The sequence below is a fragment of the Microcella sp. genome (genome assembly GCF_040286215.1).
Taxonomy (GTDB): domain Bacteria; phylum Actinomycetota; class Actinomycetes; order Actinomycetales; family Microbacteriaceae; genus Microcella.
Window position 1 is genome coordinate 192,689 of record NZ_JAVKCK010000021.1, and the last position, 22,709, is coordinate 215,397.

Genomic DNA, 22,709 nt, shown 5'->3' on the forward strand with positions numbered 1-22,709 from the left:
CGCGGCGCACTCATGGGCTGAGGTTAACAGGCGAGGCGCGTGGCCGGGTCGGTGCGGTACTGCCGGCCGCTGGGCGCCGTCCACTCGAGCACACCACCGCCGGCCTGGTGCACGAGCCAGGCGGTCTGATGCTTGAGTCGATGGTGGGCCTCGCACAGGTGCGCGAGGTTGTCATGTCGCGTGGCACCGGCGTGCTGCCAGTCGATCGTGTGGTCGATGTCGGCGCTCACCGCACCGCGCCCGCAGCCGGGGAAGCGGCAGGTCTCGTCTCGGACCCGCAGCCACAGCCGCAGATCGCGCGGCACCGTATACCGGTCGCGACCCACGGAGAGCACTGTGCCCGTCTCGGGGTGCGTGAGGAGGCGGGTGAAGCTGGGAGCGTGGGCCGCGAGGCGCCGGGCGACCTCGACCGAGATGGGGCCGTAGCCCTCGAGCGTCGGTCGAGCAGTGGGATCGTCGTGCCCCAACAGGCTCAGCACGGGAACCGTCACGAGCACCTGGGCCCGAACGCCGCGCCCGGTGCCTGAGCCCGAGACGACGCCGTCGTAGAGGAGGTCGGTCATGACGTCGGCGCGGCGCTGCGCGAGCGTGCGGTCGTCGGCGGGGCCGCCTAGGCTCGACGCGATCTCGCTCACGCGCCGGTACGCGGCCGTCGCGGCCTCGGCCGGAAGGTAGGCGGTGAGCCACGCCATGCCGTCCCGCGCGGGCTCGAGCCGCACACCCCGACGCTCGCGAGCCTGACGGCACCGCTGCTCGATCGACTCGGGATGCAGGCGCTCGCGCACTATGCGGGCGCGCTGCCGCAGACCGGCCGCTGTGCGCGTGGTGGCGTCTGGCAGCAGTGCCGTCTCGAAATCACCGTGCGACGACGTCGGAAGGTTGCGGGCCTCGTCGACGACCGCGATGGCGTGCGCGTAGCTCACCGCACCCTCGCGCAGTGCCGCGTGCGTACCCGGCAGGGTGGTGGTGAGGGCCGCGCTCTCGTCCAGGAGGGACTGGGCGGCCGATTCGGAGATACGCAAGGCGGAGGCGAGCTCCGTCGCGGCCACGCGCCGAGCGGTCACCGCGGTGTCCCAGCCTCCCGAACGACCACCCCGTGCGTCCTGCTCGGCAGCGGTCGCGATGAGCCGCCGCAGCTCGTCGACCGCGACCGCGCGCGACGCCGCGAGGGATGCGGTCAGCCGCTCGAGCGCGACGATCGCATCGAGAATCGCCGACACGCCGCCGTCGACCGCGGCGGTCGCCGTGCGGGGGTGCTCGGAGGTGGTCATGGGGCTATGTGAGCAGGGACCACCGACGTTCGAGGGGCAGGCTCCAGGGGAGAAGAGACCTGTGAAAGAGCCTCCTGATCAGGACTTCTGTGGAGGAGTGGCGGGAGCCTCGCCGGGTGCGCGTCCCGCGCGGGAGTCGTGAGTCGCTGACCCCTCCGCCGGCACCGCCGGTTCGCCTGCCGGTTCGCCCGCTGGTTCGCCCGCCGCTTCGCCAGCTGGTTCGTCCACTGGTTCGCCGCCCGGCTCCCCCACCTCTTCGCCCACCGCCTCGCGCACCGCCTCGTTCGCTGGCTCCACGACCCGGCGCCGCCGCCCCCGCAGCTGCACCGCGAGCGCGAGCAGCAGAACCCCGAGCGCCGCGCCCGCCGCGGGCGAGAACCCCACGAGGAGGATCACCGTGACGCCCGCGACGCCGAGCAGCACCTTCGTCACGGCGAGCACGGGCGACATCGTCACCTCGCGGTCGTCGTGCCGGCTGCGGTCGAACTGACGCACCAGCATGACGATGGGCACGAGGGCGACCGCGATCGCGACGAGGAAGAGCGGCCGCGTCTGCCACCACTGCAGGCTGAGCGGCTCGGGGAACGGCAGGTTCGAGACGAGCATGACGACCACGACGAGCACGATCACGGGCACGTGCCACAGGTAGATCGTCATCGAGTTCGCGTTCACCCACAGCCCCACGCGCGCGACGCGCGGCCGGTCGGCGAGCGAGCGCAGCCACGGGTGCGCCGTGGCGAACAGCATCAACTGCCCCACTCCGAGTACGAGGATGCACACCGTCGGCGGGTTGAGGTTCTCGTACATGTCGGTCGAGTATCCGAACACGGTCGTGAGGAACAGCAGCAGGGCGAACGCCGCGACGGCGAGCACGAACAGTGCCCATCGCGGCAGGACGCCGATGATGCCGTCGGCATAGGCGAACCCGAGCTGCTGGATGAGCACCCACACGAACAGGAGATTGAGGGCCCCGAGCAGCTCGAGGCCGGTTGCGGCCACGACGGAGTCGACGGCGACCGCCGCGAGCAGCAGGGCGGCGAGGGTGAGGCGCGGGGCGCGCTCATGCAGGGCGGTCATCCAGGGAACCAGCCCTGCGCATCCGATGTACACGGCCAAGAACCACAGCGGCTGCCCGATGCGAAAGCCGACCTCGCGCAGAATATCGGCGGGCAGCCCGGTGAGGGCGAGGATCGCGAGTGTGAGCCCGACGAGCGCGAACAGCAGCACGGCCGGCCGCACGAGCCGCGTGATGCGCATGCGCACGTAGTCGGAGGCCGAAACGCCCGCACTCCGCAGCCGCCGCCACTGCGTGAGGCTCGAGAACCCGCCCAGCAGGAAGAACAGGGGCATCACCTGCACGGCCCAGGTCGACCACGCGAAAATGGGATGCCCGTCCAGAGCGTTGGTGATCGTGAGCCCCTCGGCCCCGACCGTGAAGCCCGCCATCATCGCGTGCAGGCCGACGACGACGATGAGGCACGCCGCCTTCACGAAGTCGACCGCGGTGTCGCGCCCCGTGCTGGGCACGGGTGGCGGAGCGGCGGCGGGCGAGGTCGCTTCGGTCGTGGCCACGCGGTCGTCCCTTCGCCAGCGCCGGCGGTCGGCGTTCGCCGACGTCGCTCGGCTGCTTCGAGGCTACGTCACGGCGGGGCTACGCTCGAGAGGTGACTGACCGAGGAGTGCCGAGTGCCGAGTGGACCACCCACGGCCTCGGCCCGCACCCTCGCCCCTGGCCGGAGGATCCGCGCCTCGACACCGAGCTGCTCGAGCACGGCGATACCCGTAACGTGCTCGACCGCTATCGCTACTGGAGCATGGCCGCGATCGTCGCCGACCTCGACGAGCGACGCCACCCGTTCCACGTCGCGATCGAGAACTGGCAGCACGACATGAACATCGGATCGATCGTGCGCAGCGCCAATGCATTCCTCGCCGCCGAAGTGCACATCGTCGGCCGTCGCCGCTGGAACAAGCGCGGCGCGATGGTCACCGACCGCTACCAGCACGTGCGGCACCACGAGACGGTCGACGACCTCATCGCCTTCGCCCGCGAGGCGGGGCTGCCGATCGTCGCGGTCGACAATGTGCCGGGCTCCGTCCCGGTGGATGCTGCGCCTCTGCCGCGCGCGTGCATCCTGCTCTTCGGGCAGGAAGGGCCGGGGCTGAGCGAGGCGGCGCTCGCCGCGGCGGACCACGTCATCGAGATTCGGCAATACGGGTCGACCCGCTCGATCAACGCGAGCGCCGCCGCCGCGATCGTCATGCACGAGTGGGTGAGAGTGCACGCGGCGGAAGCGGAGCATCCCGAGCCTGGCGGTGCTTGACGGCATCGACCGCAACCGGTGGACTGAGCCCATGACTGCGATCACCGACGATCTGCCCGCTCAGCTCATCCGCCAGGAGCACGACGGGTGGGAGGCGCTGTGCCGCGGCGAAGGCGGCACCCACTACCACCACGCCATGACCGAGGATGCGGTCATGATCGTCGACACGGGCGTCATCGAGCGCGGCGCGATCATCGCGGCACTGCAGGGGTCGACGTGGGAGTCGTACGAGCTGAGCGAGCAGCGGGTCGTGCGCCTCGGCGAGCGTGCGGCGATCCTCGTCTACCGGGTGCGGGCCGTGCGCGGCGGCGACGTCGTCGACCGCCGCATGAGCACGACCTACCTGTACCAGGAGGGTCGCTGGCGCACGGCCGCGCACCAGCAGACGCCGGTGCTGTAGGCGCTAGGGAGGCTCAGCGCACGAGCCGCACCCTGATCGGCCCCTTCGCCGACGACGGGTCCACGACTCGGCCGCCCTGCGTGATCTCGACCTCGCCCGCGGCGACGAGCCGTCGCGCGGCCCGGCGGGCGGGCTCCAGGAGCGCGCGCCAGGGCTCGGTGCCAGGCTCGGCGCGAGGCGCATCCGTGCCGTCAGCGGCGACGGCGCGCGCGGCCTCGCTGGGGCAGATCGTTGTGCCCCGCGCACGGCTCGCCAGCAGGCTCCGGATGCTCGCCTCGAGCTCGCTATCGACCGCGGTCACGCCCCGCCGCCGGCACGTGTCGCTGCACCAGCGCACGTGCTCCCAGTCGCGCGCCCATCGTGCGCGCCACTCGATGCGCCGGCCGCATGCGACGCAGGTTTTCTCGGCTCGGACGCCGAGCGCGCCGTCTGACGCGTCACGCTGTCTTCCCACACGCCCAGTCTCCGCGCGCTGCCTGAGCACTGCCCGGCAGACTGCGCGGGTGTCAGGGGGTGGGGTGCGCGGGCCGGCGGGCGAGCAGCAGGCCGGCGGCGGCGATGAGGGCCACCACCACGGCGGTTCCGCCGAAGAGCAGCAGTGCGCCGCCGAGCTCGTAGGCGAGCCCGGAGACGGCGGCGGCGATCGTCGCGGCGACGAGCCCGATGCCGCGCAGTAGGCCTTGCGCCGAGCCGGCACGCGCCGGGTCGACGGCGTGCGCCATGGCTGCACTCGCACCGATGAAGGCGAGCGCCTGACCCGTGGACTCGACGAAGCCCATGCCCGTGGCGACCCACGGGTTGCCGACGATGCCGTAGAGACCGACGATCGGAAGCAGGATGAGCAGCCCGCGCCAGTAGGCGGCGACCCCGCCGCGACGGTCGGCCAGGCGCCCTGCCCAGGCGGCGAGGAGCACGTACGGCAACGCGAAGAGCGCGTAGCTCGCGGCCGTGAGCAGCGGGCCCGCGCCGATGTCGGCCATGTATCGGGGCCAGATGCCGTCGTAAGCGCCGGTGGGCACCATGACTGCGGCGTAGAGCAGCACGATGCCGATGATGCTGGGCAGGCGCAGCAGATCGAGGCTTGAGCGCGGTGCGGGAGTCGAGCCGAAGCGCATACCGCGGTCGGCATCGGTGCCGTCGAAGCCCGCCACGCCCGCGGCGATGCCGCCCGTGGTCGGGTGGGGCTCGTCGCCGAGCACCGGCGACCGCCGAGCCTCGCGGAACCCGAGGAGCACTGGCACGAGTGCGGTGACCACGGCGCTGGCGGCGACGGCGAGGATGACCGACGGCGAGGCGATGAGGAGCGCCCCTCCGGAGGCGAGCGGGCCGACGGCGATGCCGGCGAGCTCGGCCGCCCCGAGGCGCCCCAGCAGCTCACCGCTGCGGGTCGGGTCGCTGCGCACGAGCAGCGCGCTCGCGGCGATGACGAAGATGCCGAAACCGAAGCCGCCGAGGCCGCGTGCGGCGATGAGCTGCCACCCGGCCCCGGCTGCGGCGCTCAGAGCGAGCGAGCTCGCGACGAGCAGCACGCCCGCGACGGCCATGAGTCGCGCATGGCCTCGATCGGCGGCAGGAGCCACGAGCAGCTCGGCGATGAGTGCGGCTCCGAAACCCGCGGCGGCGAGGTACCCGATCTCGGCTGTGCTGACATCGAGCGTGCTCTGCAGGGAGGGGATGAGCGGGAAGATGACGAACGAGGCGCTCGAGAGCAGCACCATGCTCACGACGACGCTCGGCACGAGGGGGGCGGACGGGCGCGGGTCTCGCCCCCGAGGCGCTGTGCGATCACGGCCGAGCATCGGTTCTCCCTTCCCCGCGCGCGGCGAACGCGGTAATTGTACAAGTGGACAATAAGGCTAGCACTCGCTGTCCACCTGGACAACGGCACCCCCAACGCGCCTATGCTCGAAGCGTGGCAGAACGCAAGACCTCCGACGAGCGGCGCGACGAGATCCTGCGCGCCACTCTGCGACTCGTCGCCACCAAGGGCTTCGCCAGCGTCACGCTGCGGGATGTCGCGGCCGAGGTCGGCGTCGTGCACGGGCTCATACGCCACTACTACGCGAGCCGGGATGAACTCGTCGCCGCCGCCTTCGACGACGCCGTCACCCGAGAGCTGGAGAGCGATCGCGCTCAGCTGGAAGGGCTCGCGCCGCTCGCCGCCCTCGCCGGCTGGTTCTCGGCCACCCCCGCGCACCACTACCTGGTGTGGATCGACGCGTGGAGCGAAGCGCCGCGCACGCCCGCGCTCGCCGCAGCGCTCGACCGCCACCACCGCCACTGCGAGCAGATTCTCATCGACCTCATCCTCCGCGTCGTCGACGCCGGTCAGGGCAGCAGCATCGACCCGGCAGCCGATGCCCGCATGCTCACGGCCCTCGCCGACGGCGTCGCCGTGCAGCACCATGCCATGGGCATCATCGGCGTCGACGAGGCCGACACGATCGTGCTCGGCGCTGCCGAGCAGCGCCTCGGGCTCGCGCCGGGCAGCCTCGCACGTGCGCACCCTGCGCCAGCCCGCGGGCACTGGGCCGAGGTCTGAGCGCGCGCGCAGGCAGGCGGCTCGGCGCCGGGCATCCCTCGATAGACTCAGGGGTCATCCCGACTCGATACGAAAGGGACCTTCATGCCTGCCGTCGTCATCATCGGAGCCCAGTGGGGCGATGAGGGAAAAGGCAAGGCGACCGACCTCCTCGCCGGTCGCATCGACTACGTCGTCAAGTTCAACGGCGGCAACAACGCGGGCCACACCGTCGTCGTCGGGGATGAGAAGTACGCCCTCCACCTGCTGCCGAGCGGCATCCTCACCGAGGGCGTCATCCCGGTCATCGCGAACGGCGTCGTCGTCGACATCGAAGTGCTCTTCGACGAGCTCACCGCCCTGAGCGCGCGCGGCGTCGACGTATCCAAGCTGCTCCTGAGCGGCAACGCCCACGTCATCACGCAGTATCACCGCACGATCGACAAGGTCACCGAGCGCTTCCTCGGCAAGCGGCAGATCGGCACCACCGGGCGCGGCATCGGGCCCGCCTACGCCGACAAGATCAACCGAGTCGGCATCCGCGTGCAAGACCTCTTCGACGAGAAGATCCTGCGGCAGAAGGTCGAGGGCGCGCTCGACCAGAAGAACCACCTGCTCGTGAAGGTCTACAACCGGCGCGCCATACTCGTCGACGAGGTCGTCAACGACCTGCTGTCGTATGCCGAGCGCCTGCGGCCGATGGTCGCCGACACGGCCCTCGTCCTGCACGAGGCCCTCGAGCGCGGCGAGACCGTCCTCTTCGAGGGCGGCCAGGCGACGATGCTGGATGTCGACCACGGCACCTACCCCTTCGTCACCTCCTCGAGCTCGACGGCGGGGGGAGCGGCCACGGGTTCCGGCATCGGCCCGAACCGCATCGACCGCGTTATCGGCATCGTCAAGGCGTACACGACGCGCGTCGGCGCCGGCCCCTTCCCCACCGAGCTGTTCGACGAGTCGGGCGAGTTCCTGCGCAAGACAGGCTTCGAGTTCGGCACGACGACGGGGCGCCCGCGGCGGTGCGGCTGGTACGACGCCCCCATCGCGCGCTACACGGCGCGCATCAACGGTGTCACCGACTTCGTCATGACCAAGCTCGACGTGCTCACCGGGCTGACGCGCATTCCCGTGTGCGTCGCCTACGAGGTCGACGGGGTGCGGTTCGACGAGCTTCCCGTCTCGCAGAGCGACTTCCACCACGCGACGCCCGTCTACGAGGAGTACCCGGGCTGGACGGAGGACATCTCCGGCGCCCGCACCTTCGACGAGCTGCCGGCGAACGCGCAGGCCTACGTGCTCGCGATCGAGGCGATGAGCGGCGCCCGCATCTCGGCGATCGGCGTCGGGCCCGGGCGCGACGCGATCATCCAGCGGCACGACCTGCTCGACTGACGGCGGGCACGGTGTACCCGACCACGCCTCCGCCGTACGAGACTCTCAGCGGCTACGGGGTGATGCTCGAGCCCTACCGGGATGAGCACCTGCCGGGGCTCACCGCGGCGCTCGCCCGCCCCGAGGTCTTCGCAGGAGGCTGGGGCGGCGGACCGGCGGGCTTCCGCGAGGGCGAAGACTTCGCGGGCTGGTTGCCGACCTACCTGCCGATCGGTCATGGGCATCCGTACGCGGTGCGGGATGCCCAGGGCCAGGTCGTCGGAACCTCCAGCCTTACCGACTTCGCGCCGATCCTGCAGTACGCCCACCTGGGCTGGACGGCGTATGCGCCCGAGCACTGGGGCTCGGGCATCAACGCCGTCTGTAAGCTGCTGCTTCTCGGCCACGTCTTCGCGCACGGCTACGGCCGCGTCAAGCTTCAGGCCGACATGCTCAACGAGCGTTCGCGGGCGGCGATGGCGGGCATCGGAGCCCGCTTCGAGGGGGTCGTGCGGCGCGAGCAGCCGCGGTCGGACGGCTCGTGGCGCGACACCGCCCAGTACTCGGTGACCATCGACGACTGGCCCGAGGTGCGCGCCCGCCTGGAGCGGCGGATCGCACGAGATCGCGCGTAGGGCGCCCCACGCCTCCCTACCGCAGTCGTTCTCGGGTCGTCAAGCCCCTGTTCGCGTGACGCCCAGACTCCTAGCGTCGTGAGCATGACTCTGACGACACACCAGGCTGCGCCCGACACGACGCCGCGCCACCGCGCAGGCTCGTTCTCGGTGCACGACCCTTCGCCGGAGCGGCTCACGCTGCCGCCCGCCGCTGGGCCCGTGAGCGCGGCGATCCGCGTGACGCTCGCCGTCTCGCCCGATCAGCCGCGCATCATCCTCTCCCTCGTCGGCCAGATCGAGCGCGCGATCATCGCGACGCCCGACCTGCTCGCCGACGACGACCTCCTGACCGCCGACCGCATGCTCGAAGGTCTGCACGAGAGTCTCTGGGCGGAGGTCGATGAGCGATGGGTTGACGACGCCGAGCTGATCGAGGCCCGCTCGACCCTCCGCAGCGCGATACGGGAGGAGCGGCCGACCGCAGTGCGATAGCGCGAGACAGTACGCTGTCGACCATGGACGACGCTGCCGCCGCCGAACTCGCCTCGCTGCGCAAGAGCATCGACAACATCGACGCGGCGCTCGTGCACCTGCTCGCCGAGCGCTTCAAGTGCACGCAGACCGTCGGCCGGCTCAAGGCGGCGACCGGCATGCCGCCGAGCGACCCCGACAGGGAGCGCGTGCAGATCGAACGACTGCGGGCGCTCGCCGAGGAGGCCGAGCTCGACCCCGCGTTCGCGGAGAAGTTCCTCTCCTTCATCGTCGCCGAGGTCATCCACCACCACGAGCAGATCGCCTCGACCGGTAGCATCGGCACGCCCGACGGCGACTAAGCGGTCCTGCCCGCGCGCGGGTTTCCGACGCCGCGATCGGAGCGCGTCCAGAGCCGACTCGCGGGGCAGTAGTCTCACTCCGTGAGTCACGAGAACCCTGCGGGGACGGCGCCCGAGCACGCCGCTGGGGCCCCGTTCGATGGCGATGAGCCGGCACCCGCCACCGTGCCGGTCGCACTCCCCGAGTCGACCGAGGCGGCGCCCACCGCGGCCTCCACGTCGGAGACGTGGATCGCCATCCAGTTCGGCCTCGCCGGGGTCGTGTGGGGCGCGAGCTTCCTGTTCATGGCCCTCGCCCTCCACGGCCTCTCACCCGTGCAGGTCGCCACCGGCCGCACCGTGTTCGGTGCCCTGACGCTCGGACTCATCGCCCTGGTCACGCGCGACCGGCTGCCTCGAGATCGACGGATCTGGGCGCATCTCGCCGTGCTGTCGGTCACCTTCGCCGCGCTGCCGTACCTGCTCTTCGCGTGGGCTCAGCAGTACCTCGCCTCCGGGGTCACGAGCATCCTCAATGCGACGACGCCGATCATGACGGCGCTTCTGGCAGGGCTACTGTTCAAGGTCGAGACGCTCACCCGAGAGCAGGTGCTCGGCATCGTCGTGGGCACCCTCGGCGTCGTCGTGATCGTCGGCCCCTGGCAGGGCCTCGCGAGCGGCACGGGCGGCATCGTGCCCTATGTGGCGGTGCTCGGCGCGACCGCGTGCTACGGCTTCAGCCTCGGCTACATGCGCCGCTACCTGCGAGACAGCGGCCTGAGCGCCATCATGCTGTCGTTCGTGATGATCGGCCTGTCGGCGGTCTGGATGCTCCTCCTCACGCCCGCGATCGGCCTCGACCCGGTCACGCTGACGCCGTCGGTCGTCATCGCGATCGTGCTGCTCGGCGCGCTCGGCACGGGTTTCGCCTACGCGTGGAACCAGAACGTCGTGCGCGTGTGGGGTGCGACGCGGTCGGCGACCGTGACCTACATCTCGCCCGTCGTCGGCGTCGCGCTCGGGGTGCTCATCCTCGGCGAGGTGCTCGTGTGGAACGAGCCCGTCGGCGCGGTGCTCGTGCTGGTCGGCGTGCTGCTCGCGCAGCGGCGGTTGCGCCTGCCCGTGCGCCGCCGCGCCCGCGCGGGGGTCGTCTAGCGCGGCTCGTTCCTCGCCGGTCGTTCAGCGCGGGTCGCTGCGGCTGACGACGCGGTGCATGACCTCCAGCAGCAGCGATCCGATCGCACTCGCTCCCACAGCCACGAGCACCAGCTCGGCCGGGGCTTCGCCGAGCTGCAGGAACTCCACGGCGGCGGGGATCGCGAAGACGACCCCGAGTCCCGCATAGGCGGCGACGACGACGAGGCCGGTGAGGACAGTGAACGGTCGGGAGAGAATCACGAGCACCCACAAAGCGGTGAGCGTGAGAGTGATGACGGCGGTGGTCTGCACGACCGGCGGGGCGTAGCCGCCGAGGTAGGCGTAGGCGACGACCGAGATGAGCGTGCCCCCCACGACGAGACCCGAAGGGATGCAGAACCGCGCGGCACGCGTGAGAAAACCGGGCCGGTAGCGCTGAATGTTCGGCAGCAGTGCCAGCACGAGCGCGGGCAGGCCGATCGTGAGCCCGTCGACAATCGACAGCTGGCGGGGCAAGAACGGGAACGGCCACAGGAGCGCGCCGAACACCACCGCGAAGAGGATCGCGTAGGTCGTCTTGGAGAGAAACAGCTTGGCGAGCCGCTCGACGTTCGCGATGACCTGCCGACCTTCCGCGACGACGCGGGGCAGACGACTGAACTGGCCGTCGAGCAGCACGAGGCGCGCGACAGCGCGGGTGGCCGCCGCACCCGAGCCCATCGCGATGCCGAGGTCGGCATGCTTGAGCGCGAGAGCGTCGTTGACGCCGTCACCGGTCATCGCGACCGTGTGGCCGAGCCGCTGCAGCGACAGCACCATGGCCTTCTTCTGCTCGGGCGTCACACGCCCGAAGACGCGATGGGTGCGCATGATCTCGTCGAGGGCTGCGTCTGCACCGTCGCTGTCGGGGTCGGGCAGCTGGCGGGCGTCGAACCCCGGGCCGTCATGGCGGATGCCCGCCTCGCGCGCGACTGCGGCGACCGTGCGCGGGTCATCGCCCGAGATGACGCACAGCTCGACCTCCTGCTCACGGAAGTAGCCGAGCGTCTCGTGGGCGTCCTCGCGCACCTTCTCGCGGAACGAGACGAGGGCCAAGGCGGTGAGCTCGCCGGGCAGGTCGGGCTCGGGCAGGCGCTCGCCCGCGGGTGCCTCGACAGGCGGGTCGAGCACGACGTCGGTGCGCGCGAGCACGACCGTGCGCTCGCCGGCCGTCGCGCGCTCGTCGAACAGGGCGAGAGCATCCGCCGCATCGGGCACGTCGGCCAGCACGATGTCGGGCGCACCCAGCACCCACGTTCCGCGCGCAGGGCCGTCGGCGAAGGAGACGGCGCTCCACTTGCGACGGCTCGAGAACTCGATCGCGCGTATCGGACGCTCGGCCGGCGGCGAGGTGAAGCGTTCCACGAGGGCACGGCTCGTCGCATTCGCGTCGCGGTCGGCACCCATCCACGCGAGCGCAGCCTGCGCCGCAGCGGGAAGCGCGTCGCTTCGGAGCGGTTCGACGGCGTCGAGCACCATGCGGCCCTCGGTGAGCGTGCCCGTCTTGTCGAGGCACAGCATGTCGACGCGCGCGAGGCCCTCGACGGCGGCGAGCTCCTGCACGAGCACCTCGTGCTGCGCGAGCTTCACGGCGCCGACCGCAAGCGCGACGCTTGTCATGAACACGAGCCCCTGGGGGATCATCGCGATCAGGCTCGCCGTCGCCGCGACAGCCGCCTCGCGCCACGCGCCCGACTCGATCGCGACCGCCCAGCCGCCGACCGCCTGCATCTGCCCGTTGACGACGATCGCACCGACGGGCAGCAGCAGCACGGTGATCCAACGGATGATGCGGGCGATGCCGCCGCGCAGCTCGCTGCGCACGAGGGAGAACTGCTTCGCCTCGGCGGTGATGCGCGCGGCGTAGGAGTCGCCGCCGACGCGGATCACCCGGGCGAGCCCGCTGCCCGCGACGACCGTCGAGCCCGACATGAGCTCACGGCCCGGGCCAGACGCGACGGGGTCGGCTTCGCCCGTCAGGAGCGACTCGTCGATGTCGAGCCCATGCGCCTCGATCACCTCGGCGTCGGCGGTGACCTGGTCGCCCGCGGCGAGAACGAGAATGTCGTCGAGCACGACCTCCGGCGTGGGGGTCTCGACCGTCGCACCGTCGCGCAGCACGCGCGCCCGGGGCGCGTTGAGCACAGCAAGCCTGCTGAGGGTGATCTTGGCCCGGAACTCCTGCGCCACCCCGATGACGACATTCGCGATGACAAAGAGGCCGAACAGGGCATCCTGCCAGTAGCCGAGCACGAGCAGCAGCGCAAAGGCTCCGCCCACGATGAGATTGAAGAGCGTGAACAGGTTGGCCTGCATGATGCGCCAGAACGAGCGGCCCGTGTCGCTCGGCATCGCATTGCCCTGACCGCGTTCGAGGCGCTCGCGCACCTCCGCCATGCTGAGCCCTCGCATGATCAGCCTGCGACGAGGGGGCCGAAGCGCGCGGGCAAGGTGTCGCGGTGAGCGCGGCGCAACTCGGCGTCGGTGAGTGTGAAGCGGTCTTGAATCTCGAGGCCGTCGACCTCGCCGTCGGTCACGCCGACGCGCAGCACCGGCACGTCGCGCCCCGCACACAGGCCGCGGAACTTCACGTCGTCCTCCCGGGCCACCGACACGAGCACGCGGGCCGTGGACTCGGCCAGGAGTGCGGCGAGAGCATCCACCCCATCCCTCTCCATGAGCTCGGTGATCCAGACGCGGGCACCGACGCCGAAGCGCAGCACGCCCTCCGCGAGGGTCGCGAGCAGTCCGCCGTCGGAGAGGTCGTGCGCGCTCGTCACGAGCGCCTCCTCCGCGGCGGCCGCGAGCAGCCCGGCGAGGTTGCGCTCGGCGGCGAGGTCGACCCGGGGCGGCAGGCCGCCGAGGTGGTCGTGGATCGTGCCGGCCCACACGGAGCCGTCGAGCTCGTCGCGCGTCACGCCCAGCAGGTAGAGGTTCTCGCCTTCGTCCTGCCAGCCCGAGGGCAGGCGACGGTCGACGTGGTCGATGACGCCCATCACCGCGACGACGGGGGTCGGGTGGATGGGAACGTCGCCGGTCTGGTTGTAGAAGGAGACGTTGCCGCCCGTGACCGGGATGCCCAGCTCGAGGCACGCGTCGGCGAGACCCGTCACGGCCTGGGCGAACTGCCACATGACGGCCGGGTTCTCGGGGCTGCCGAAGTTGAGGCAATCGCTCACCGCGCGCGGCACGGCACCCGTCGCCGCGACGTTGCGGTACGCCTCCGCGAGGGCCAGCTGCGCGCCCGCGTAGGGGTCGAGCTGGCAGTAGCGGCCGTTTGCGTCGGTCGCGAGCGCGACGCCGAGGCCGGATTCCTCGTCGATGCGGATCATGCCGGCGTCGTCGGGCGTCGCGAGCGCGGTGTTGCCCATGACGTAGTAGTCGTACTGGTCGGTGATCCAGCTCGTGTCGGCGAGGTTGGGGGCGCCCAGCACCCGCAGCGCCTGCGCGCGCAGCTCGGCGTCATCGGCGGGACGGGGCAGGGCGGCGGCACTGTCGGCCTGCAGGGCGTCCTGCCACTCGGGCCGGGCGAGGGGCCGCTCGTAGACGGGGCTGTCGATCGCGACCGTCTTCGGGTCGACGTCGACGATCGTCTCGCCGCGCCAGTGGATGACCAGCCGACCCGTGTCGGTGACCTCGCCGAGCACGCTCGTCTCGACATCCCACTTCTCCGTCACGGCGAGGAACGCCGCGAGCTTGTCGGGGTGCACGATGGCCATCATGCGCTCCTGGCTCTCCGACATGAGGATCTCCTCGGCGGTGAGACTCGGGTCGCGCAGCAGCACGGCGTCCAGGTCGATGACCATGCCGCCGTCGCCGTTCGCGGCGAGCTCGCTCGTCGCGCACGAAATGCCGGCGGCACCCAGATCTTGGATGCCCTCCACGAGCTCGCCGCGATACAGCTCGAGGCAGCACTCGATGAGCACTTTCTCGGCGAACGGGTCGCCCACCTGCACGGCTGGGCGCTTCGTCTGGCCGCCCTCGCTGAAGCTGTCGCTCGCGAGAATGCTCGCGCCGCCGATGCCGTCGCCGCCGGTGCGCGCGCCGAAGAGCACCACCTTGTTGCCGACGCCGCGGGCATTGGCGAGGTGCAGATGCTCGTGCCGCAACGCCCCCACCGCCAGCGCATTGACGAGCGGGTTCGCCTGGTACACGGCGTCGAAGGACGTCTCGCCGCCGATGTTGGGCAGCCCGAGGCAGTTGCCGTAGTGGCTGATACCGCTCACGACACCGGGCACGACGCGCGCCGTGTCGGGGTGGTCGATGGCGCCGAAGCGCAGAGCATCCATGACCGCCACCGGCCGCGCGCCCATCGAGATGATGTCGCGCACGATACCGCCGACGCCGGTCGCTGCCCCCTGGAACGGCTCGATGTAGCTCGGGTGGTTGTGGCTCTCGATCTTGAAGGTGACGGCCCAGCCCTCGCCGACATCGACGACGCCCGCGTTCTCGCCCATGCCGACCATGAGGTGCTCGCGCATCTCGTCGGAGACCTTCTGGCCGAACTGGCGCAGGTGCACCTTCGACGACTTGTACGAGCAGTGCTCGCTCCACATGACCGAGTACATGGCCAGCTCGCCGCTCGTCGGGCGGCGGCCGAGCAGGGCCGTGATGGCCTCGTACTCGTCGGGCTTGAGGCCGAGAGCCTCGAACGGCTGGTGCTTCTCGGGCGTTGCGGCGGCGTTCGCCACGGTGTCGGGAGCGGGAATCGTCGCGGGGCTCGTCACGTGGTCAAGCCTATCGGCGGCGCCCGTGCCGCCGCGGTGCGGGCTCCCGGCTACAGAACGTCGAGCACGAAGAAGATGACCGCGGTCATGGCGACGTTGAAGCCGGCATGGGCGGCGATCGCGCCGACGATAGAGCCGGTGATGACGCGACTGGCTCGGAACAGAAGCGAGACGGCGAACATCGAGATGACCCAGACCAGCGCGGGCAGGGGCAGGAGGGCCCAGGCGCCCGCGACGAACACGACGCCGAAGTGCGCGAGGTGCACGAGGGCGAAGGCGGCGGCATCGACGAGGGATGCCCGACCGTGGCCCATCCGCGTGGCGAGCCCTTCGTGCACGACCCCGCGGTAGAAGAGCTCCTCCCCGATGGGGCTGAAGATCGCGGCGATCGCGGCGAAGACGAGAAAGAAAATCAGGCGATCGGAGTCGGCGAGCGGGCTCGGCAGCGCCCCGTAGGAACCGGCCACGTAGACGAAGGCGTTGGCGATCGACTGCCCCCAGAGAGCGCCGAAGACGCCGGCCACGAGGAGGCAGGCGAGGGCACCAGCCAGAAGGGACGCGAGCACGAGCCACCAGCGACGGGGTGCCTGCACGCCGATGCGCAGGCGACCGCTGCGCGAGAGCAGCACCCAGGGCAGCACCGCCATGGCGACGAAGACGAGACTCACGAACTGATACGAGCCGGTGACGTTCGCGCCGAGCACCAACACGACGCGCAGGATGCTGAACAGGAGGAGGAGAGCGAGCGCGGTCGAGACGGTCAGCCCTGCGAACGACCGGAAGGGGGCTCGCACGTACGTCGATGCAGGGGCGGGTGCGGTGCCATCCACACCAGGACTCTAGCGACGGGCGCCCCGGGGCGACAGCCCTCGACAGCTCGCCGCTCCGTCACGGTGGAGGGAGAGCCGTAGGCTGGAGGTGCCGCCCCGAACCCGCCCCGCCCCCGACCCGAGGAGAGCCATGAGCGCCAAAACCGTGTGGACGTATGCCGTGATCGCCGTGCTCGTGTTCGTGGGCGCCATGTTCCTCGGCGCCGCCGTCAACCAGTAGTCGCGGGGCTGCTCCGAGCCCCCGTGCGGCAGGGCGCCGTACTGCGAGCCCCTCGCCCCCTCAGGACTTGGGTACGGGCGGGCCGAGGATGAGCAGCACCGTGAAGAGCACCACGACCGCGAGCAGGATGAGTGCGGCCAGCAGGTACGGGTGGTTCAGCATCCAGCGCACCACTCGGTCGAACCAGCGCTGATCGCGCGGGTCATCGGTGGCCTCGCGGCGCCAGTCGCCCTCCAATCTGCCGGTGCGGTGCGCCCAGATGTCGAACGGGATCGTTGCGTAGGGGATGACCGCGGTGATGACGGCGAGCACACTCAGGCCCACGCTCCAGCGCTGGTTGATGGCGGTCAGGATCGCGGTGGCCCCATAGGCGAGGAACACGAAACCGTGAATGCTGCCACCGATCGTCACCGCGATCGCGAGATCGTTCGTGGCGCGGAGGATGAGCCCGGTGATGAGGAGAGTCCAAGTGATCGCCTCGGCAATCGCGACGATGCGGTAGAGCTTCTTCGGGGTAAGGGTCGTGCGGGGGGCGGCGACGGCGGGAGCGGCTGTAGGCGGCGTGATCGTCATGGTGATCAGCACACCAGACTTCACCCAGAAGTCGATGGGAGCGCGCGGTCGACGGCCGCGTGCAGGGCTGCGCGATCGAGAGGGTCACCGCGCAGTGCCGCGAGCATCCCTGCGCCTTCGACCAGGGCGATGAGGTCTCGCGCGAGGTCGAGCGCTGCGTCCGTCGACACGGCGACGGTGTCGAGGGCGACAGCGAGCTCGGCGGCGCTCGCCGCGTGCGCCGCGGCGAGGGCCGCGCGCGCCCGCGGCGCCACCGAGGTGAGGAACGCGTAGTAGGCCGTGGGGGGCGCATAGGGCGCCACGGCGTCGATCGCGTCGACGTAGTCGTCCACCATGCGGTGGGCGAGTGCTCGCGGCTCGGTCGGGCGCGGGGACGCGGAAGGATTCACGAGGGAGCTGAAGAACCGCTCGATGACGGCGTCGAGCAGGGCTTCCTTGCTCGCGAAATGGTGGTAAACAGCGCCCTTGGAGTACGGCACGGTGTCGAGGATGCGGGCGAGGCTCGTCGCCTCGTAGCCGCGCTCGACGAACAGCCGGAACGCCGCCTCCACGATCTCGTCGCGTGCTCGCGTCGTCATCGCGGAACCGCCGTGCTCTGCTCGCGCGCCTCCCGGCGGTGGTCGACGGCGAAGGCATAGACGACCTTGAGAGCGAAGAGCGCGCTCACGATCAGGAGGACCGGGCTCTGTTCGGGGAGGAGCGGCAGCGTACACAGGATGACCGCGAGGAGCACCCCGGCGACGACGCGTTGCTCGGGGTGACCTTGAAGCAGGTTCACGACGGTCGCGGCGATGATCGTCGCCGCCCAGGCGAGAAGCGTCGGGGTGAGGGCGAGATCGAGGAGAAGGGCGACGAGAGGAAGGTGCGCGTGCACGGCGATGAAGACCCAGCGCAGGCCGGGGCGTGCCGCGTAGAAGTCCGTCGTGCCCCTCGTGAGATTCGCGATCGCACCCGCACCGATGTCGGCGACCATCAGGGCGGCGAGCGCCGCGCGCCAGACGGGCACGTCGGCGAGGGCGGGAGCCAGCGCGAGCACGGCCGCGGCGGCGGCCGCCGCGATGAGCACGAGGGCGAGGCGGGACTGTCGCTCGCCGAGCACCTCGTGCAGGCCTGAGGGGATGCGGACGGCGCTCATGGGCACGAACATACCGACTGGTCGGTACCGAAGCAAGAGCGTGAGTCGCGGGGGCTCGCGCTGCACGGGCTTCCACAACGTCGGAGCGTAAGCGCCCCCACGATGCGCGTGGGCACCACTCCGACGGTGTGGCTGGAGTGCAGGCGGGTCAGGCCGAAGCGAAAGTCGCGGTGAGGACGCTCGTGAAGAACGTCAGACCGTCCACGCCGGAGCGCATCGCGAGCGGCGTGTCAGGCCCGAAGCCCGGCTCCACCGCGTGCTCGGGGTGCGGCATGAGGCCGACCACGTTGCCGCGCTCGTTGCGCAGACCCGCGATGTCGCGCAGCGAACCGTTCGGATTCACGCCGAGGTAGCGGAATGCCACGAGGCCCTCGCCCTCCAGACGATCGAGGGTCTCGTCATCGGCGATGAATCCGCCCTCGCCGTTCTTCAGCGGGATCGTGATCTCCTGGCCCGGCTCGAACCCGCTCGTCCACACCGACTCGGTGCTCTCCACGCGCAGCCTCTGATCGCGGCGGATGAAGTCGCCGTGATCGTTGCGCACGAGCCCGCCCGGCAGCAGGTGGGTCTCCACGAGGATCTGGAAGCCGTTGCAGATGCCCAGGACGGGCATCCCGCTGTTCGCCGCATCGACGACCTCCGCCATGATCGGCGAGTGCGCCGCGATCGCTCCGCACCGCAGGTAATCGCCGTAGCTGAAACCGCCCGGCAGCACGATCGCGTCCACACCCATGAGGTCGTGCGTGCCGTGCCACAGCGCTACCGGCTCGGCGCCCGCCAGCCGGATCGCGCGCATCGCATCGCGATCATCGAGAGAGCCGGGGAAGGTGATGACCCCGACGCGCATCAGTGCGTCTCTCCCGCAGGGCTCTCGTCAAGAACCTCCACCGACAGCACCGTCTCGATCACATCGTTCGACAAAATGTCGGCGGCCACCGTCTCGATGCTCGCCAGCAGCTCCTCGTCGACCGTGTCGACCGTGAGCTCAAAGCGCTTGCCGATGCGCACATCCCTGACGCGGTCGTGGCCGAGACGGTGCAGAGCACCCGCAACAGCCTTGCCCGCCGGGTCGAGCAGCTCGGGTTTGGGCATGACCTCGACGACGATCGTGGGCACAGAAAGCTCCCTGCATAAGACGGGTGGGGTCGAGGACGAGTCTACCGGCGTGGTTACCCTGGAAGGCACGACCACCCCGCCCGACCCGAGCCGCCCGCGCTCGAGAAGAAGGAGTCGCCATGCCCGATTGGACCCTCGACATCGACTGGCCCGTGCTCGCCGACGTCGGTATCTCCCTGCTCATCGCGCTCGTCGCAGTGGTGCTCGTCGTCGCCGTCATCTCCCTCATCGTGCGGCTCGTCGCCCGCCGCTGGGCCGGGGTGTACGCCACCTTCGGGCCGTCGCGGCGGCGGTTCCGAGTGCTCCTCCTCATCATCGCCGTGTGGATCGCGCTCGCCATCTCGCTGCCCGCCGAGCTCTGGCTCGGCGTCTACACGCGCATCTTCGTCATCGTGACCATCGCCGCTGGCGCGTGGTTCATCTCCGCCATCGTGCGGCTCTTCTTCGACCGCCTCATGCTGCGCTACGACGCGAGCGAGGTCACCGGCCCCGACAACCGCGTCGCGCGGCGCATGCAGACGCAGATCACCATCCTGCGTCGCCTCGCCGCCGCCCTCATCGTCATCCTCGCCGTCGCGGCGATCCTCCTCACGTTCCCCGGTGCACAGGCTGCCGGAGCGAGCCTCCTCGCCTCCGCCGGACTCGTGAGCGTCGTCGCCGGCCTCGCCGCTCAGTCGAGCCTCGCCAACCTCTTCGCCGGCATGCAGCTCGCCTTCAGCGACGCGCTGCGCATCGACGACGTCGTCATCGCCGAAGGAGAGTACGGCCGCGTCGAAGAGATCACCCTCACCTACGTCGTCATCAACACCTGGGACCTACGTCGTCTCGTGCTTCCCTCTACCTACTTCACCACCACGCCCTTCCAGAACTGGACCCGCGAAAGCTCCGACCTCCTCGGCACCGTCTACCTCGACGTCGACTGGACCGTCAGCCCCGCCGCCGTGCGCGACGAGCTCGACCGCATCCTCGCCGACACCGACATGTGGGACGGGCGCGTGTCGGGCGTCGTCGTCACCGACGCCACCGGCGGCTTCGTGCAGATTCGCGCCGTCATGAGCGCAAGCAGCGCACCAACGCTGTGGGACCTGCGATGCCTGGTGCGCGAGAAGCTCGTGCAGTGGGTACACGACCAGCAGCCCGAGATCCTGCCGCGCAGCCGCGTCACCTCGCGCAACCAGAGCATCGAACGGGCCGAGTCGCGGCGGGCGCTCGCCGACGGCGTCGAGCACGCCGACGAAGACGACGCCGCGTCGGCGCTCGCCGCCGGTGACGGGGTGGGCACGGCCGACACATGATCGCGCGAGCACGGCGCGCGCACGTCAGGGGCTGAGCAGGTAGTCCGCCCGCTCGAGCGTCGCCGCGATCGCGACCGCGTTGCGCTCGTCGGGGCCGAGAGCCCAGGTGCGCGCAGCATCCGGAGACTTGCCGAAGGCGATATGGCGCTCGATGAGCCGATCGCGGCGCACGGCGTCGTCGATGACGATGCCGACAGTGGCATGCAGCAGCGGTGCGACCGCCCCCCAGCCGGCGTCGTCGAGCAGTAGGTAGTTGCCCTCCACGATGACGGTGGACAACTCAGGACGAAGTGCGATCTGGTCGGCCACGGGCTCCTCGATCTCACGGGCGAAGCCGGGGGCGAGCACGGTTCGTCCTGAGTTGTCGACATCGCGCAGCGCCGCGAGCAGAGTGGCGAACCCCGCCACGTCGAACGTGTCAGGGGCGCCCATGCGCTCGCGCCGGTCGAGTTGCCGCAAGCGCGCCTGAGGCAGATGGAAGCCGTCCATGGGCAGCACCGCGACGCCCGGCACTCGCGCCGCGAGCTCGGCGGCAACCGTCGACTTGCCCGCGCCCGGTGCCCCGACCAGCCCCACGAGCAGGCGACCCGACCGCGCCGGGTGCTCGGCGCGCATCCCCTCGATGACGCGCGCAAGCGCGGGGATGCCGATGAGCCGCTCTGGCCGCCGGTGGTCGCCTGCCGTGCCGCCGCGCGCTCGGGTCACGAGGGCAGAACCCGCGCGATACCGTGCGACCACGCGTCATCGAGTGCGAACTCTGCCCACTCGCGGTACCCCTGCGCACTCGGGTGGAAGTCGTCGGTGGCGAAGAAGCCCTCGCTGTAGGGAGGCAGCTCGGGCGACATATGCGCTCGTGGGAATCTCTCGAGCGCGCGCCGGGCCGCCACGTCGAGCGCGCGCGCGTGCAGGGAGAGCGTGCTGCGCAGCGGCTCGGGAAGAATCGCGAAGCGGTGGAACGCGGGCAGTGCCCCGATGAGCACGATAGCGCCCGGGTGCGCCGTGCCGATGGCGTTCAGGATGCGCTTCACGTCGCGCCGGAACGCCCGATCGGAGCGCACCTGCATGGCGTCGTTCGCCCCGATGCTCAGCACGATGAGGTCGACCGGCTCGCTCAGCGCCTCCGCGAGATGGTCGTCGATGACGTCGCGCGCGGTCGCCCCGTTGCGCCCCCGGGCGCGCCATCGCACGGGATGCCCGGTGCGCGCCGTGAGCCCCGTCGCGAGGTGCCCGGCGAGCCCCTCGGAGGCGTCGTCGACGCCCACCCCGACCGCCATGGAGTCGCCCAGCACGAGTAGCTGCAGCGGGTCGGTGCCGCCGCCGCCCTCCCACGGGCGCGGTGCCTCCGGCAGCTTCGGCACCGTGCTGCGCAGCTTCACCGTCTGCGGCACGAGCACGGGGGCGAGAGCGAGGGCGATCGCTCTGCTGAGCCGGCGACCGCGCAAGGGTCGGGCGCTCTGCGGTAGTGACGTGGGGGCGGACACGGTCGCGAGTCTACGGCGGGCCGCAGGCGCGGAGCCGGGTCAGTGGTCGTCGAGCAGGCGCAGAAACCCCACGCTGTCGGCATCGTCGACGGCGAACTCGGCCCAGTCGCGGTACCCGATCGCGCTCGGGTGAAACTCGTCGCTCGCGAAGAAGCCCTCTGTGTACGGCGGCGGGGGTGGTGACATGTGCGACCGCGGGTGAGCATCCACGAGGGCGCGCGCCTCCCTCTCGAGCGCCTGCGAGTGCCGGTATAGGCTGCGCCGCAGCGGATCGGGCAGCAGGCGAAAACGGAAGAAGGCCGGCAGGGACGACATGAGCAGCGCCGTCTGCGGATGCGCGGCGAAGGTGCGCTCGAGGATGCGCCGGATGTCGCGGCGGAACGCGCGGGCCGACCGCAGGCCGAGCGCGTCATTGGCGCCGACCGTGAGGAACACGAGGTCGTAGGGCTGCTCGAGCGCCGGCCGCAGAAACTGCCGGACGAGGTCGCGCGCGGTCGCGCCGTTGCGCCCGGCCGCCCACCACTGCACCGGGCGACCCGTGCGTGCGGAGAGCGCCTCGGCGAGGCGGCCCCCGAGCCCCAGGTCGGCGTGGTCGACTCCCACACCCGCCGCGGTCGAGTCGCCGATGACGAGCAGGCGAAGGGGGCGGGATGCTCCGCTCGCGGCGCTCTCGCCGCGGCCGTCGACGCGCCCGTGCCAGGGGAGCGGAGCATCCGGCAGCCGCGGCGTGCTCGCGCGCAGTCGGCGCCCCTGCGGCAGCAGCACGGGTGCCTGCGCCGCCGCGATCGCGCGGCTCAGGCGCAGCCGGCGCGGGGGTCTGAACTCGCTCACGCCCGCGAG

Annotated in this window: 24 protein-coding genes and 1 pseudogene; 9 read left to right on the forward strand and 16 right to left on the reverse strand. The window is 71.0% G+C overall.

Annotated features, from left to right (window positions below; genetic code table 11):
- Window positions 1–23 precede the first annotated feature (23 nt).
- Window positions 24–1,271: an HNH endonuclease signature motif containing protein gene (locus tag RJQ01_RS10860; RefSeq protein ID WP_350476742.1), complete on the reverse strand. Its 1,248-nt coding sequence runs from the start codon at window positions 1,269–1,271 to the stop codon at window positions 24–26.
- Between the two features lie 78 nt (window positions 1,272–1,349).
- Window positions 1,350–2,843 carry an acyltransferase family protein gene (locus tag RJQ01_RS10865; protein ID WP_350476743.1) on the reverse strand — a complete coding sequence of 498 codons (1,494 nt, stop codon included), beginning with the start codon at window positions 2,841–2,843 and terminating at the stop codon, window positions 1,350–1,352.
- 92 nt (window positions 2,844–2,935) lie between these two features.
- Here RJQ01_RS10865 and RJQ01_RS10870 point away from each other — a divergent pair, with 92 nt between their 5' ends.
- Window positions 2,936–3,595, forward strand: a complete 660-nt coding sequence (locus RJQ01_RS10870) for a TrmH family RNA methyltransferase (protein ID WP_350476744.1) — start codon at window positions 2,936–2,938, stop codon at window positions 3,593–3,595.
- 31 nt (window positions 3,596–3,626) lie between these two features.
- Window positions 3,627–3,995, forward strand: a complete 369-nt coding sequence (locus RJQ01_RS10875) for a DUF4440 domain-containing protein (protein WP_350476745.1) — start codon at window positions 3,627–3,629, stop codon at window positions 3,993–3,995.
- Between the two features lie 13 nt (window positions 3,996–4,008).
- Here RJQ01_RS10875 and RJQ01_RS10880 read toward each other — a convergent pair whose 3' ends face one another.
- From RJQ01_RS10880 to RJQ01_RS10890, 3 genes and pseudogenes are all read right to left on the reverse strand, one after another.
- The gene (locus tag RJQ01_RS10880; protein ID WP_350476826.1) at window positions 4,009–4,296 is read right to left on the reverse strand and encodes a DUF3253 domain-containing protein; all 288 of its coding nucleotides are present in this window, start codon (window positions 4,294–4,296) and stop codon (window positions 4,009–4,011) included.
- Between the two features lie 15 nt (window positions 4,297–4,311).
- Window positions 4,312–4,479 (reverse strand): annotated as a pseudogene (locus tag RJQ01_RS10885) (DUF2256 domain-containing protein); the annotation flags it as partial.
- Between the two features lie 22 nt (window positions 4,480–4,501).
- Window positions 4,502–5,794, reverse strand: coding sequence for an MFS transporter (locus RJQ01_RS10890; RefSeq protein ID WP_350476746.1), 1,293 nt, complete (start codon window positions 5,792–5,794; stop codon window positions 4,502–4,504).
- Between the two features lie 113 nt (window positions 5,795–5,907).
- On the opposite strand from RJQ01_RS10890, the gene RJQ01_RS10895 reads away from it, so the two are divergent.
- From RJQ01_RS10895 to RJQ01_RS10920, 6 genes are all read left to right on the forward strand, one after another.
- Window positions 5,908–6,537 (forward strand): TetR/AcrR family transcriptional regulator, encoded by a 630-nt coding sequence (locus RJQ01_RS10895; RefSeq protein ID WP_350476747.1) that lies wholly within the window; start codon window positions 5,908–5,910, stop codon window positions 6,535–6,537.
- Window positions 6,538–6,621: 84 nt separating this feature from the next.
- Window positions 6,622–7,908 (forward strand): adenylosuccinate synthase, encoded by a 1,287-nt coding sequence (locus RJQ01_RS10900; RefSeq protein ID WP_350476748.1) that lies wholly within the window; start codon window positions 6,622–6,624, stop codon window positions 7,906–7,908.
- An 11-nt stretch (window positions 7,909–7,919) separates the two neighbouring features.
- Window positions 7,920–8,522 (forward strand): GNAT family N-acetyltransferase, encoded by a 603-nt coding sequence (locus RJQ01_RS10905; RefSeq protein ID WP_350476749.1) that lies wholly within the window; start codon window positions 7,920–7,922, stop codon window positions 8,520–8,522.
- 84 nt (window positions 8,523–8,606) lie between these two features.
- A complete protein-coding gene (locus tag RJQ01_RS10910) occupies window positions 8,607–8,996 on the forward strand; it encodes a hypothetical protein (RefSeq protein WP_350476750.1) in 390 nt (129 codons plus the stop codon).
- A gap of 23 nt (window positions 8,997–9,019) precedes the next feature.
- Window positions 9,020–9,337 carry a chorismate mutase gene (locus RJQ01_RS10915; RefSeq protein WP_350476751.1) on the forward strand — a complete coding sequence of 106 codons (318 nt, stop codon included), beginning with the start codon at window positions 9,020–9,022 and terminating at the stop codon, window positions 9,335–9,337.
- A gap of 81 nt (window positions 9,338–9,418) precedes the next feature.
- On the forward strand, window positions 9,419–10,471 hold the full coding sequence (locus RJQ01_RS10920; RefSeq protein WP_350476752.1) for a DMT family transporter: 1,053 nt from the start codon (window positions 9,419–9,421) through the stop codon (window positions 10,469–10,471).
- A 24-nt stretch (window positions 10,472–10,495) separates the two neighbouring features.
- Here the strand turns inward: RJQ01_RS10920 and RJQ01_RS10925 are convergent, their stop codons facing one another.
- The 8 genes from RJQ01_RS10925 to purS form a co-directional block, all read right to left on the reverse strand.
- Window positions 10,496–12,904: an HAD-IC family P-type ATPase gene (locus RJQ01_RS10925; RefSeq protein ID WP_350476753.1), complete on the reverse strand. Its 2,409-nt coding sequence runs from the start codon at window positions 12,902–12,904 to the stop codon at window positions 10,496–10,498.
- A gap of 2 nt (window positions 12,905–12,906) precedes the next feature.
- Window positions 12,907–15,219, reverse strand: coding sequence for a phosphoribosylformylglycinamidine synthase subunit PurL (gene purL, locus RJQ01_RS10930; protein WP_350476754.1), 2,313 nt, complete (start codon window positions 15,217–15,219; stop codon window positions 12,907–12,909).
- 50 nt (window positions 15,220–15,269) lie between these two features.
- Window positions 15,270–16,049, reverse strand: a complete 780-nt coding sequence (locus RJQ01_RS10935) for a CPBP family intramembrane glutamic endopeptidase (RefSeq protein WP_350476755.1) — start codon at window positions 16,047–16,049, stop codon at window positions 15,270–15,272.
- Window positions 16,050–16,329: 280 nt separating this feature from the next.
- Complete coding sequence (locus tag RJQ01_RS10940) at window positions 16,330–16,842, reverse strand: DUF3817 domain-containing protein (RefSeq protein ID WP_350476756.1); 513 nt, start codon at window positions 16,840–16,842, stop codon at window positions 16,330–16,332.
- 20 nt (window positions 16,843–16,862) lie between these two features.
- Entirely contained in the window at window positions 16,863–17,420 is a 558-nt protein-coding gene (locus RJQ01_RS10945) for a TetR family transcriptional regulator (RefSeq protein ID WP_350476757.1), read from the reverse strand.
- On the reverse strand, window positions 17,417–17,977 hold the full coding sequence (locus RJQ01_RS10950; protein ID WP_350476758.1) for a hypothetical protein: 561 nt from the start codon (window positions 17,975–17,977) through the stop codon (window positions 17,417–17,419). Before RJQ01_RS10950 ends, RJQ01_RS10945 begins: the two co-directional genes overlap by 4 nt.
- A gap of 148 nt (window positions 17,978–18,125) precedes the next feature.
- Window positions 18,126–18,824, reverse strand: coding sequence for a phosphoribosylformylglycinamidine synthase subunit PurQ (gene purQ / locus RJQ01_RS10955; RefSeq protein ID WP_350476759.1), 699 nt, complete (start codon window positions 18,822–18,824; stop codon window positions 18,126–18,128).
- Window positions 18,824–19,093, reverse strand: a complete 270-nt coding sequence (gene purS, locus RJQ01_RS10960) for a phosphoribosylformylglycinamidine synthase subunit PurS (RefSeq protein WP_350476760.1) — start codon at window positions 19,091–19,093, stop codon at window positions 18,824–18,826. Before purS ends, purQ begins: the two co-directional genes overlap by 1 nt.
- 119 nt (window positions 19,094–19,212) lie before the next feature.
- Between purS and RJQ01_RS10965 the strand changes: the two genes are divergently transcribed.
- Complete coding sequence (locus RJQ01_RS10965; RefSeq protein WP_350476761.1) at window positions 19,213–20,388, forward strand: mechanosensitive ion channel family protein; 1,176 nt, start codon at window positions 19,213–19,215, stop codon at window positions 20,386–20,388.
- A 24-nt stretch (window positions 20,389–20,412) separates the two neighbouring features.
- On the opposite strand, the gene RJQ01_RS10970 is transcribed toward RJQ01_RS10965, so the two are convergent.
- From RJQ01_RS10970 to RJQ01_RS10980, 3 genes are read right to left on the reverse strand one after another with little or no spacing between them, the layout of a single operon-like run.
- The gene (locus tag RJQ01_RS10970; protein ID WP_350476762.1) at window positions 20,413–21,093 is read right to left on the reverse strand and encodes a nucleoside/nucleotide kinase family protein; all 681 of its coding nucleotides are present in this window, start codon (window positions 21,091–21,093) and stop codon (window positions 20,413–20,415) included.
- Window positions 21,090–21,869, reverse strand: a complete 780-nt coding sequence (locus RJQ01_RS10975) for an SGNH/GDSL hydrolase family protein (protein WP_350476763.1) — start codon at window positions 21,867–21,869, stop codon at window positions 21,090–21,092. Before RJQ01_RS10975 ends, RJQ01_RS10970 begins: the two co-directional genes overlap by 4 nt.
- 39 nt (window positions 21,870–21,908) lie before the next feature.
- The gene (locus tag RJQ01_RS10980; protein ID WP_350476764.1) at window positions 21,909–22,700 is read right to left on the reverse strand and encodes an SGNH/GDSL hydrolase family protein; all 792 of its coding nucleotides are present in this window, start codon (window positions 22,698–22,700) and stop codon (window positions 21,909–21,911) included.
- Window positions 22,701–22,709 lie beyond the last annotated feature (9 nt).